The sequence below is a fragment of the Pedobacter psychrophilus genome, assembly GCF_001652725.1.
In the GTDB taxonomy this organism is placed as follows: domain Bacteria; phylum Bacteroidota; class Bacteroidia; order Sphingobacteriales; family Sphingobacteriaceae; genus Pseudopedobacter; species Pseudopedobacter psychrophilus.
On the sequence record NZ_LWHJ01000011.1, the window covers coordinates 163,707 to 176,765 of the forward strand.

Here is a 13,059-nt window from a genome sequence, read left to right on the forward strand (position 1 = left end):
TGGGAAATTCTTATCGCTGTTTTTTTTTTGGTATAATTTGTTCATATTAAAATTCAATTTTTGAGAGAATAAATCCCAATAAATTCACTTAAAAATTCAGATTTTAAATTTATTCCCACTTTTTTACTTAAATCAAAAATTTATAATCTGTATTTCCCACTTATGCTTTAAAAAGTGTAATTAATCTGAAATTCAGAGCCTTATCCCATTAATTTCTGCCAATTTTTTATTAAAATTTAATTTGCTTCTAACAAAAAAGCCCCTTTAAATATAATTAGAGACAGTTTGTTTTGTTGAAAACTTTTTGTGGGGTAAAGTGGGAAAAAGTGGTAACTATCCTTACTTTTACATTATAGTAAAGTTATAGTTTTAACGATGTCCCACTTAATTGGAGAATTTGATTGCAAACTTGACGCGAAAGGCCGCTTAATGGTTCCTTCCGGTCTAAAAAAGCAATTGCCTTCAGTTGATGTAGAAGGATTGGTAATTAACCGTGGTTTTGAAAAACACTTAACTATTTATTCTAAAACAGAATGGGACAAGATCTCTGAAGAACTTTCTCATTTAAATCAATACGAAAAGAAAAACCGTGAATTCATCAGATATTTTACTCGTGGATCATCAGAATTAAGTTTAGATGCTTCCGGAAGGGTTCTTTTACCAAAATCATTGTTAGAATATGCGGAAATAGGAAGTGAAGTGGTTCTTTCTTGTCAATTTAACAAGGTTGAAGTTTGGGCCAAAGAAGCTTACGAATTACAAATGGATGATGAGCCAGAAAATTTCGCAAATCTTGCGGAAGAAGTTATGGGCAGCAAGGGAAGGAGCATAAATGGAGAATAGTTACCATATTCCTGTAATGCTAAAAGAATGTATTGATGCATTGGCAATTAAACCAGATGGAATTTATGTAGATGTAACCTTTGGCGGTGGCGGACATTCTAGAGAAATCATAAAAAATTTAGATCAGGATGGGATTTTGGCTGCTTTTGATCAAGATGAAGATGCCAAGAAAAATCAGATTGATGATGAACGTTTCATTTTTATAGATCAAAATTTTAGGTTTTTAAAAAATAATTTGAGAGCTCATGATTTAATTCCCGTAGACGGAATTTTAGCTGATTTAGGAGTCTCATCGCATCAGTTTGATGTACCTGAACGTGGATTTTCAACTCGTTTTGATGCTGATTTGGATATGAGGATGGATCAAAATGGAGATTTAACTGCTCAAAAAGTGGTTAATGAATATCCTGAAGATCAACTTCATAAAATATTTGGCATTTACGGTGAAATTCAAAATGCAAAATCTTTAGCCAAAGCAATTGTAACTGCTAGGTTAAATCAACCAATAATAACCATTGCAAACTTAAAATCGGCTATAGCTAAAAATATCCCTAAAGGAAAAGAGAATAAATATTTAGCCCAAGTTTTTCAAGCTTTAAGAATAGAGGTTAACCAGGAAATGGAAGCCTTGAAAGAATTCTTAGAGCAAACATTAGATGTTTTAGCACAAGGCGGAAGATTAGTTGTGATGTCTTATCACTCTTTAGAAGATAGATTAGTTAAAAACTTTTTGGCAAAAGGGAAATTTTCTGGATCGGTAGAAAAGGATTTTTTTGGTAATGAAATTAAGCCTTTCGATTTGGTAGTTAAAAAATCAATTACTGCATCAGAAGAAGAAATTAAATTAAATAATAGGGCAAGAAGTGCAAGGTTAAGAATAGCTGTAAAAAGATGACAAATAGGCTAAGATCTGAAATAGAAGAGGAAGAGCGGGAGTTAGAAGAACCTAAACTAAAGGTGCAAAAACCTAAAGTTGTAAAAGAGCAATCTAACAATGCGCTAACTGATTTTTTTAGAGGAGCTGTTTCTAAAGAGGCAGCAACAGAAGCTTTACCATTTGTACTTTTTCTTTCCTTATTAGGGATGATTTATATCGGAAACCGTCATAGTGCAGAGAATAATATCAGAAAAATAGAAGGTTTAAAAAAAGAAGTAAAAGAATTAAGCTGGGATTTTAAGACGCTAAAAGCAGATTTAATGTTTAAAAGTCGCCAAACAGAAGTGATAAAACAAGTTGATTCACTTTTAGGGTTAAAAGTATCAGTAGAACCCCCAATTAAATTAAACGCAAAATAAAATGAATATCAGAACAAACATATTGCTTAGAGTATATGCGGCCTTCGGTCTCATCATCTTGTTTGCGGTTGCTGTTTTGGTAAAAATGGCTCACGTACAATTAGTGCAAGGCGATAAATATCGAGCTATGGCCGATAGCTTAAGTACAAAATATGCAAATGTTGAAGCAGCAAGAGGAAATATCTATTCTATAGATGGCAGTTTGTTAGCCACTTCAGTTCCTGAATATGATATCAGAATGGATTTATTAGCAGGCGCAATTGAAGACGACGAAGTGTTTTACTCTAAAGTGGACTCACTAGCAAGCAGCTTATCTAACTATTTTAAAGATAAATCCGAAAGTGAATATTCCAGGGCTTTAAGAAACGCCAGGAAAGATAAGGAAAGGTACTTTTTAGTGAAAAGAAATATCACTTATCAAGAATTAAAAGCTTTAAAAACATTCCCAATTTTCAATTTAGGAAGATACAAAGGCGGAATGATAGCAGTTCAGGAAAACAAAAGAATTTTACCTTTTAGGGATTTGGCATATCGTACTATTGGTTATTACAATGCAAATTCTAAAGCTGCGGTTGGTTTAGAAGGTGCGTATGGCGATTATATTAATGGCGAAACAGGAAAAAGATTAGTGCAAAGAATTGCAGGTGGTGTTTGGATGCCTGTAAATGACGATGCGGAAATTGCACCAAAAGATGGGGCCGATGTTATTTCTACAATTGATGTTAATATGCAGGATTTAGCTCAAAATGCTTTAAAAAAGCAATTGATAAAATCTGCAGCAGATTTTGGTTGTGTGATTGTAATGGAGGTTAAAACAGGTGAAATTAAGGCTATTTCTAATTTTACAAAAGTAGGTGAGGATGATTACAAAGAAACTTTTAATTATGCGATAGCACAAAGTGCAGAACCCGGCTCTACTTTTAAATTGGCTTCTTATTTAGTAGCAATTGAAGATGGGAAATTTGGATTAAATGATATGATGGATACCCAAGGGGGTACATTTAAAGTTTATAATCACACCATCAGAGATCACGAAAATGAAGGTGTAATTCCAATGAAAGTTGCTTTTGAAAGGTCTTCTAACGTTGCAATAGTTAAGGAAATTTACAGCCACTACAAGGATAATCCAGATGCATTTACAAGTAAATTAAAAGATTTACAATTAGGGGAAAAATTGGGTTTACAAATACCAGGAGAAGGAACACCCTTGATTAAAACACCAAAAAGTAAATCATGGAGCGGTTTAACATTACCTCAAATGGCTTATGGTTATGAGTTAAAAATAACTCCAATGCAGCTTTTAACTCTATATAATGCAGTAGCAAATGACGGAAAAATGATTGCACCATTATTTGTTCATGAAATTAGGAGATTAGGAAACACTGTCGAACTTTTTAAAGCAAGAGTAATAAAAGAAAAAATATGTTCTGACAAAACTTTAAGCTTATTAAAGGAAATGTTAGAAGGTGTAGTTACCGAAGGAACTGCAAAGGAAATTGCAAGTCCAATTTATAAAATAGCAGGTAAAACGGGTACTGCCCAAGTTGCCGATGGGGCAAATGGTTATAAAGGAAATAGAAAATATCAAGCATCATTCTCAGGATATTTTCCTGCCGATAATCCTAAATATTCTATGATTGTGGTGGTGCATAATCCAACAAAAGGATCTTATTATGCTGCCTCTGTAGCTGGACCTGTTTTTAGAGAGATTGCTGATGTAGTAATTGGAAGTGATTTAGAGCTGGATAACAATCATAAATTACCTCAATTGGTTGGCAATACAAAATTACCATCAGTAAAGCAGGGTTATAAAAAATCATCACAATCTGTTTATAAATCCTTTGGAATTAAAACATTGTTAGCTTCTGTAAATGAAAACGAAATTGGAATTGACACCAACAACGGTATCGCTTATAAAGAAGTAAAAATGAACAAAGGGTTGGTGCCAAATGTAAGTGGAATGGGTTTGAAGGATGCACTTTTTGTATTAGGCAATTCTGGCTTAAAGCCGATTGTTAAAGGTCAGGGAGAAGTTGTAACTCAATCTTTGGCGGCTGGAACACCAATTTATAAAGGAACAAGAATTTTAATCGAACTAGAATAAGTGGCAAACTTAAAAGACATATTATATCAGGTTTCTTTAGAACAAGTTGTTGGCACAACTGAATTGGATGTTGCTGCCATAGAATTTGATTCGAGGAAGGTTGCTATCCATACACTTTTTATTGCTGTAAAAGGGACAATTTCAGATGGACATCAATTTATTGGTAAAGCCATTGAGTTAGGAGCTGTTGCTATTATTTGTGATGAGTTACCAATCGATTTAAAAGATGGAATAACTTATATAAAAGTTAAAGATTCGGCGAAAGCCTTAGGAATAATTGCAGCAAATTTTTACCAAAACCCTTCAAAAGATTTAAAATTAGTAGGTGTTACAGGTACAAATGGAAAAACTACAGTTACAACTTTGCTTTACAAATTATTTAGGGAATTAGGTTATAAAGTGGGTTTGATTTCTACGGTAGAAAATCAAATAAATGATATCGTTATTCCATCTACTCACACCACTCCAGATCCAATTGCATTAAACATATTGTTGTCAGACATGGTTGCAAAAGGTTGTGATTACTGCTTTATGGAAGTAAGTTCCCATGCAATTGCACAAGCAAGAATTGAAGGTTTAAATTTTGCGGGTGGCATTTTTACAAACATCACACATGATCATCTAGATTTTCATAAAACATTTGATAATTATATAAAAGCCAAGAAAGCATTTTTTGATGGATTAAATAAATCTGCTTTTGCATTAACCAATACCGATGATAAGAACGGGATGGTGATGTTACAAAACACAGCAGCTCATAAAAAAACTTATGGTTTAAAATCAATGACAGATTTTAAAGCCAAGATCATCGAAAATCAATTTTCTGGTTTGCATTTAGATATTGATGGTGAAGATGTTTATTTCAAATTGGTTGGGAGTTTTAATGCTTCAAATTTATTGGCTGTTTATGGAACTGCTTTGCTTTTAGATCAAGATAAAACCAAAGTCTTAACCATATTAAGCAAGTTGAGTGGAGCTGAAGGTCGTTTTGATTACATGATTTCTCCTAACAGGATAATTGCAATTGTAGATTATGCACATACGCCAGATGCGATTGAAAATGTTTTATCTACCGTTGATAATATCCGCACAAAAATAGAACAAGTAATTACGGTAGTTGGATGTGGCGGAGATAGAGATAAAACCAAACGCCCAATTATGGCTAAAACAGCTTGTGATTGGAGCGATAAAGTCATTTTAACTTCTGACAATCCCCGGTCTGAAGATCCTGAAGCTATTATTAAAGATATGCAAGTTGGTGTTTCTCCGGTAAATCAAAAGAAAGTTATTTCTATAACCGATAGACGGGAAGCGATTAGAACAGCTTGTCATTTGGCAAAACCAGGTGATATTATTTTGGTTGCGGGTAAAGGTCATGAAAAATACCAAGACATAAAAGGAGTGAAATCGGATTTTGATGATAAGAAAATATTAATGGAATGTTTTAATCAACTCAGCTAATTAGAATATGCTATACCATCTTTTTACATATTTAGATAAACAGTTCGACTTTCCAGGTTTTGGACTTTTCCAGTTTATCTCTTTTAGAGCTGGGATGGCTATGATTCTTTCTTTAATTATTACTACTGTTTACGGTAATAGATTAATTAGCTATTTAAGATATAAGCAAGTTGGCGAAACAGTAAGAAATTTAGGTTTAGAAGGTCAAAACCAAAAGCAAGGAACGCCAACAATGGGCGGTTTAATCATTATTGCAGGGATTTTAATTCCGGTTTTGCTTTTTGCGAGGATAGAAAATATATACATCATTTTAATGATTATAACCACCGTTTGGATGGGAGCGATTGGGTTTTTAGATGATTATATCAAAGTATTTAAAAAAAATAAAGAGGGTTTAGCGGGAAAGTTTAAAATTGTTGGTCAAGTTGGTTTGTCTTTAATTATTGGTTGGACAATGTTTTTCCATCCTGATATTTTGGTAAGACAAACAGTTAGTCAAGTTTCTGAGGTGACAAAATCTACAAAAGGCAACATAACTTTTAAAGAAGAAATTTTTAACGAAAAAGGTGAAAAACTAATTAGGGTAGAAAAAAATAACGGAATTTATTATGCTAAGGACGTAAAATCTACCATCACAAATATTCCTTTTTATAAAAATAATGAGTTTGATTATGCCAAGGTTTTAAAATTTTTAGGCGATGATTATCAAAAGTATTCATTGGTTGTATTTCTACTTTTTGTAATCGTAATTATTACAGCTGTTTCCAACGGCGCAAATATCACCGATGGAATTGATGGTTTAGCGACGGGAACTTCAGCAATCATCGGGATTACTTTGGCTTTGCTGGCTTATGTTTCTGGTAACACTATTATCGCTGATTATTTAAAGATTATTTACATCCCAAACTCTGGAGAGCTGGTAATTTTTGCAGCATCTTTTGTTGGTGCTTGCATCGGTTTTTTATGGTACAACGCCTATCCAGCTCAAGTTTTTATGGGCGATACAGGTAGTTTAACAATAGGAGGAATCATTGCTGTTTTTGCAATCATGATTCGTAAAGAATTACTGATTCCTATTTTATGTGGCGTATTTCTGATAGAAAACTTATCAGTAATAATGCAGGTAAGCTGGTTTAAATATACTAAACGAAAATCTGGAGAAGGCAAACGAATATTTCTAATGGCGCCTTTACACCATCATTTTCAGAAAAAGGGCTACCACGAATCTAAAATTGTAAGCCGTTTTTGGATTGTAGGAATTTTATTAGCAATCATCACCATAGTGACGTTGAAATTAAGATAGAGAATCAAGACACAAGAATCAAGATAAAAAGAACAAAGAAAATGAATAATAGCCACCAAAATTCTGCACTTCAAACTCCCTCTCCTTTGGAGAGGGCTGGGGTGAGGCTAGTTATTCTTGGTGCAGGAGAAAGCGGAGTGGGTGCGGCAATTTTAGCGAAAAAGCAGGGTTTTGAAGTTTTTGTATCAGATTTTGGAGAAATAAAACAAGCTTATCAGGATGAATTAAATCAATATAAAATTCCTTTTGAAGCTCAGAAACATACAGAGGAGTTAATCTTAAATGCAACTGAAGTGGTTAAAAGCCCAGGTATTGCAGATAAAGTAAACATCGTAAAAAAACTAAAAGAGAAAAATATTCCTATAGTCTCTGAAATAGAATTTGCCGGTAGATATAGCAATGCAAAGATGATTTGTATTACTGGCTCTAACGGTAAATCAACTACCACCATGTTAACCTACCATATTTTACAAAATGCGGGTTTAAATGTTGGTTTGGCAGGAAACATCGGAAAAAGCTTTGCGAGACAAGTAGCTCAAGAAAATTTTGATTACTACGTATTAGAAATCAGCAGTTTTATGTTGGATGATATGTATGAGTTCAAAGCAGATATTGCGGTTTTGTTGAATATCACACCAGACCATTTAGATAGATACGATTATCAAATGGCAAACTATGTAAAATCTAAGTTTAGGATTGTACAGAACCAAACAGCATCAGACCATTTCATTTATTGTGATGATGATTTGGAGATAAAAAATTATATGGCTTACGCCGATATAAAAAGTCAAAAACATCCATTTTCAATCGAACATGAATTGAAGAATGGCGCATATTTAAAAGCAAATAATCTAATGATAAACCTCACCAACTCCGATCAATTCGAAATGACCATCCAAGACCTAGCGTTACAGGGTAAACACAATACCTATAATTCTATGGCCTCTGGTATTCTCGCTAAAACTTTAGAAATCAGAAATGAGACGATAAGAGAAAGCATGGGTAATTATAAAAATATTGATCACCGCTTAGAATTTGTGGCCAATATTTCAGGAATTACTTTTATTAACGATTCTAAGGCAACAAATGTTAATTCTGTTTGGTACGCTTTAGAAAGTTTAAATACAGATGTGGTTTTAATTATGGGTGGAGTTGATAAAGGGAATGATTACACCATGTTAAAAGAGTTAATGCGCCAAAAAGTGAAGGCAATTATCTGTTTAGGAAAGGATAATAAAGCACTTCATGATGCTTTTGAAGATGATGTAGAAGTGATGGTAAATACTTTTTCTGCAAGTGAAGCCGTTCAAATCGCTTATCACATGGCTAAAAAAGGAAGTACAGTTTTACTTTCTCCTGCTTGTGCAAGTTTCGATTTATTTAAAAATTACGAGGATAGAGGAAACCAGTTTAAAGCTGCTGTAAAAGAACTTTAATATGATAAAAGCAATACTTGATCATACAAAAGGAGATCGCTGGATTTGGATTATTATCATTTTGCTTTCGCTGATATCTGTTTTAGCAGTTTATAGTGCAACAGGCACTTTAGCTTATAAAAGAGGTGTAGGGTCAGAATCTTTAATGTTTAAGCATCTGCTATTTATTATTTTGGGTTTTGTATTGATATATTTTGCACACCTTTTAGATTATCGATATTACGCTGGTATTTCTAAAGTTTTAATGGTGGTTACCATTCCCTTATTGATTTATACTTTAGTTTTTGGTAGTCACGTAAATGATGCAAGTCGTTGGATAGCAATACCAGGAACAGGTTTAACTTTCCAAACTTCAGATTTAGCCAAATTAGCTTTAATCACTTATTTAGCAAGAACTTTAACAAAGCAACAAACTAATATTAAAGATTTTAAAAGCACAGTATTATGGCTTTTATTACCCATGGGAAGCATTTTCTTATTAATTGCTTATGCCAATTTATCTACAGCTATGATGTTAGCAGGTGTTGGTGTTTTACTATTGTTAATCGGCAGGGTAAGCTTTAAACAAATCAGCGTTGTAGGCGGTGGCTTATTAATTTTATTACTGATAGTTGTTTTGTTGGGTCCAAGACGTGGGGTTTATATTTCAAGGGTGAAAGCTTATTTACATCCAGAGATGCAAAATTCTGATAAAACATTTCAACAAAATCAGGCTAAGATAGCAGTTGCAACAGGTGGCATTATGGGCAAAGGACCAGGCAATAGCACCCAAAGAAATTTTCTTCCTCATCCCTATTCCGATTTTATTTTTGCGATTATAGTTGAAGAATACGGTTTAGTTGGAGGTTTCACCTTGGTATTCTTATACGTTTTTCTCATGTATCGCATCATGAAGATAGTCACACAAGCTCCAAAAGCATTCGGGGCATTATTAGCAGCAGGTTTAGGTTTCAGTTTAACCATACAGGCATTGGCTAATATGGCAGTAGCAGTAAATTTATTTCCAGTAACTGGAGTTCCTTTACCGCTAATTAGCATGGGTGGTACATCCATTTTATTTACAAGCGTAGCGTTAGGAATCATCTTATCAGTAAGTAAAGATGTAGAAGAATATAAAGAAGAAAATTTAGGCAAAGCCGATAAAATAATAATTGGAGAAATACCTGCAATGGCTTAGGGATTAATGATTGAAGGATAAAATTAGTGAAGGAGTGAATGAAAAATAATGAATAAATTTTGAAGGATATAGAATAGCTTATTCAATCATTCAAAATTCATTCATTCAAAATTTAGATACATGGCAAAAAGAATAATCATAAGCGGAGGCGGCACAGGAGGACACATCTTCCCTGCAATTGCTATTGCCAATGCTTTGAAAAAATTAGATGCCAAAACAGAAATATTATTTGTTGGTGCAACGGGGCGTATGGAAATGGAAAAAGTACCAGCAGCAGGTTATAAAATTATAGGTTTAGATATTCAAGGTTTTCAAAGAAGCGGATTAGCAAAAAATTTATTATTGCCTTTTAAAATTATCGGTAGTCTTTTAAAGTCTTTTAAAATCATTAAAAACTTTAAACCAGACGCAGTTGTAGGCGTTGGCGGTTATGCATCCGGGCCATTATTATATGCGGCATCTTTAAAAAAAGTGCCTTATTTAATTCAAGAGCAAAACTCTTATGCCGGTGTTACCAATAAATTTTTAGGTAAGGGAGCTAAAAAAATATGTGTAGCTTTTGATAAGATGGAGAAATTTTTTCCTGTTAATAAAATTATAAAAACAGGCAATCCTGTAAGGGAAAGTGCTATTGATGTTGCTGGTAAAAGGGAAGAAGCCTTCAATTTTTTTGAACTAGATCCAAATAAAAAAACCGTTTTGGTAGTAGGTGGGAGTTTGGGAGCAGGTACTTTAAATACCAGTATGTTGGCCGGATTGGAAACCTTTAAAGAAGCTGAGGTACAATTGATATGGCAAACCGGTAAATTCTACTATAAAAATATTATTGAGCGTTATGGCAATCAATCAAAGGCAGAAGGAATAAGAATTTATGAGTTCTTAGATCGAATGGATTTAGCTTTTGCCGCAGCAGATGTAATTATTTCTAGAGCAGGAGCGGGAACTATTGCAGAACTTTGTTTGGTTAATAAACCTGTGGTTTTAGTGCCATCACCAAATGTTGCTGAAGATCATCAAACCAAAAACGCAAATGCTTTGGTAAGTAAAGAAGCTGCCATTTTAATTGTAGATCGTCATGCAGAATCGGAATTGGTGGATCAAACAATGAAATTGTTAAAAGACGAAGCGAAAATGCTTTCTCTTTCACAAAATATAACAAAAATGGGATTGGCTAAAGCCGATGAATTAATAGCGAAAGAAGTAATAAATATTGCTAGTTAAATGATGGATTTAAATAACATAAAACGAGTTTACCTGATCGGCATTGGCGGAATTGGGATGAGTGGGCTCGCTCGTTATTTCCATCAAAAAGGATTTTTGGTTTGCGGTTATGATAAAACGCCAACAGGTTTAACACAAGCATTGGTAAAAGAAGGTATTTGTATTTCTTATGAGGATGAACCAAATTTAATCCCAATTTCTTTCCAACAAAAAGATAAAGAAACATTAATCATTTTTACCCCAGCAATTCCAGCCGAAAGTAAAATTCAAAAATATTTTAAAAATAAAGGTTTCGAGCTTTATAAACGTTCCCAGGTTTTAGGGATGATTTCTAAAGATTTATTCACAATTGCGGTAGCGGGGACACACGGAAAAACCACTACCAGTAGTTTAATAACTCATTTATTAAAATGCGGAGATATTGATTGTTCTGCTTTTTTAGGAGGAATTGCCACTAATTATGATTCTAACTTAATCATTGGAAAAAGTGATGTTTTAGTTGTAGAAGCTGATGAATATGATCGTTCATTTTTAACGCTTCACCCTAATTTAGCGGTAATTACTTCTATGGATGCCGATCATTTGGATATTTATGGTGCAGAAGCGCAATTGCATGAATCCTTCCATCTGTTTGCAAAACAGGTTAAGGATAATGGGGAGTTGATTTTTAGGGAAGGATTAAATCTTGAAAACGGAACCACTTATGCATTGTCATCATCGGCGAAAGCCAAAGGATTAAATGTAAGAATAGAAAATGGCACTTTCTTTTTTGATTTTGAAAATGAAAACACTTCAATTAAAGATTTAGAGCTTGGTTTACCCGGAAAGCATAATGTTGAAAATGCAGTTGCTGCCGTTGATATTGCGCTTAAGATGAAATTGAATCCAGATCAAATTAGATTAGGATTATCCTCTTTTAAAGGAGTAAAACGCAGGTTTGAATATCATGTAAAAGAAGAGAGAATTTACATTGATGATTATGCGCATCATCCTGCCGAATTAAAAGCTTGTTTTGAAGCGGTAAGGTCTTTATATCCCACAAAAAAATTGACTGTAATTTTTCAGCCTCATCTATTTTCACGCACCAGGGATTTTGAGAAAGATTTTGTAGAAGTTTTAAATACAGTTGATGAATTGATTTTACTAGACATTTATCCTGCTAGGGAAAAACCAATTCCTGGAGTAACTAGTCAGGTTTTGGCAAATCAAATGGATAGTGGAAAAGTACGTGTTTGTGGAAAAGAAGAAACTTTAGAAATTATAAGAAACGAAAATCCGGAACTACTTTTAACGGTTGGCGCTGGCGATATTGACACTTTGGTTTTACCTCTTAAAAATGTAATGAACCATGTTTAAGAGAATCAACTGGAAAGCAATTGGGATTGCGTTTGCATGGATAATCAGCCTTGGTAGCGTAATTACTTTGATGAGTTTCATCGAGATAAAAAAAGGAGAGAATACTTGCGAAAAGGTAGAAGTGATATTGCCTGGAAACCAGTTTTTTGTGGAAAGAGCCGAAGTTGATGAAATTTTAAAAGATAGAAACGGACTATTAGTTGGCAGGCGATTAGAGAACATCAACATTCAAAAACTAGAGGATAAATTAAAAGCGAATCCTTTTGTAGAGTATGCAAAGGTTTACATAGATATGGATGGGATTCTTCATGCAGATGTAAAACAGAGAGTACCTATTTTAAGAGTTTTTAATATAGCTGGTCAAGATTTTTATATTGATCAAAACGGATTAAAAATTCCTTTATCAGATCATTTTACAGCCAGGGTTTTAGCAGCAAACGGAGCAATTTTAGAAACATTTAACGATAAAATAGATACGTTAAAAACGCAAATAGCAAAAGACTTGTTTACGACCGCAAAATTTATAGATGCAGATAGTTTATGGAGTCAGCAAATTGTACAGATATACGTTAACGACCAAAAAGATATGGAATTAGTGCCAAGGGTTGGCAAACAAAAGATAATTTTAGGTAATGCGGATATGCTAGTAGATAAGTTTAAAAACTTGCTCGTTTTTTATAAACAGGCTATCCCAAAAGTTGGCTGGGAAACTTACAGTGCAATTAACTTAAAATTTCAAGGTCAAATTGTATGTGTAAGAGCAGATTCTACTTTGGTTAAGAAAATGCCAACAGAAATAAAAATAGACAGTAACACTATCAATAAAAACATAAATCTGGATTCAACTAATAATATATACTAA

At 33.6% G+C, this 13,059-nt stretch carries 11 protein-coding genes; all 11 read left to right on the forward strand.

What is annotated here, in order from left to right:
• The first annotated feature begins 375 nt into the window (after positions 1–375).
• The 11 genes from mraZ to A5893_RS01245 all read left to right on the forward strand — a co-directional run bounded on the left by mraZ (position 376) and on the right by A5893_RS01245 (position 13,059).
• Positions 376–843 carry a division/cell wall cluster transcriptional repressor MraZ gene (gene mraZ / locus A5893_RS01195; protein ID WP_068820710.1) on the forward strand — a complete coding sequence of 156 codons (468 nt, stop codon included), beginning with the start codon at positions 376–378 and terminating at the stop codon, positions 841–843.
• Positions 833–1,738 carry a 16S rRNA (cytosine(1402)-N(4))-methyltransferase RsmH gene (gene rsmH, locus A5893_RS01200; protein WP_068820711.1) on the forward strand — a complete coding sequence of 302 codons (906 nt, stop codon included), beginning with the start codon at positions 833–835 and terminating at the stop codon, positions 1,736–1,738. The genes mraZ and rsmH overlap by 11 nt, the downstream gene beginning before the upstream one ends.
• Positions 1,735–2,139, forward strand: coding sequence for an FtsL-like putative cell division protein (locus A5893_RS01205; RefSeq protein ID WP_068820712.1), 405 nt, complete (start codon positions 1,735–1,737; stop codon positions 2,137–2,139). Before rsmH ends, A5893_RS01205 begins: the two co-directional genes overlap by 4 nt.
• Before the next feature lies 1 nt (position 2,140).
• Positions 2,141–4,243: a penicillin-binding protein gene (locus A5893_RS01210; RefSeq protein WP_068820713.1), complete on the forward strand. Its 2,103-nt coding sequence runs from the start codon at positions 2,141–2,143 to the stop codon at positions 4,241–4,243.
• The gene (locus A5893_RS01215; protein ID WP_068820714.1) at positions 4,244–5,704 is read left to right on the forward strand and encodes a UDP-N-acetylmuramoyl-L-alanyl-D-glutamate--2,6-diaminopimelate ligase; all 1,461 of its coding nucleotides are present in this window, start codon (positions 4,244–4,246) and stop codon (positions 5,702–5,704) included.
• A 7-nt stretch (positions 5,705–5,711) separates the two neighbouring features.
• Positions 5,712–7,007, forward strand: coding sequence for a phospho-N-acetylmuramoyl-pentapeptide-transferase (gene mraY / locus A5893_RS01220; protein ID WP_068820715.1), 1,296 nt, complete (start codon positions 5,712–5,714; stop codon positions 7,005–7,007).
• A gap of 41 nt (positions 7,008–7,048) precedes the next feature.
• A complete protein-coding gene (murD, locus tag A5893_RS01225; RefSeq protein ID WP_082911268.1) occupies positions 7,049–8,443 on the forward strand; it encodes a UDP-N-acetylmuramoyl-L-alanine--D-glutamate ligase in 1,395 nt (464 codons plus the stop codon).
• A 1-nt stretch (position 8,444) separates the two neighbouring features.
• A complete protein-coding gene (locus A5893_RS01230) occupies positions 8,445–9,620 on the forward strand; it encodes an FtsW/RodA/SpoVE family cell cycle protein (protein WP_068820716.1) in 1,176 nt (391 codons plus the stop codon).
• A 120-nt stretch (positions 9,621–9,740) separates the two neighbouring features.
• On the forward strand, positions 9,741–10,841 hold the full coding sequence (gene murG / locus A5893_RS01235) for an undecaprenyldiphospho-muramoylpentapeptide beta-N-acetylglucosaminyltransferase (RefSeq protein WP_068820717.1): 1,101 nt from the start codon (positions 9,741–9,743) through the stop codon (positions 10,839–10,841).
• Between the two features lie 3 nt (positions 10,842–10,844).
• Positions 10,845–12,197, forward strand: coding sequence for a UDP-N-acetylmuramate--L-alanine ligase (gene murC / locus A5893_RS01240; RefSeq protein WP_068821416.1), 1,353 nt, complete (start codon positions 10,845–10,847; stop codon positions 12,195–12,197).
• The gene (locus A5893_RS01245; RefSeq protein ID WP_068820718.1) at positions 12,190–13,059 is read left to right on the forward strand and encodes a cell division protein FtsQ/DivIB; all 870 of its coding nucleotides are present in this window, start codon (positions 12,190–12,192) and stop codon (positions 13,057–13,059) included. The genes murC and A5893_RS01245 overlap by 8 nt, the downstream gene beginning before the upstream one ends.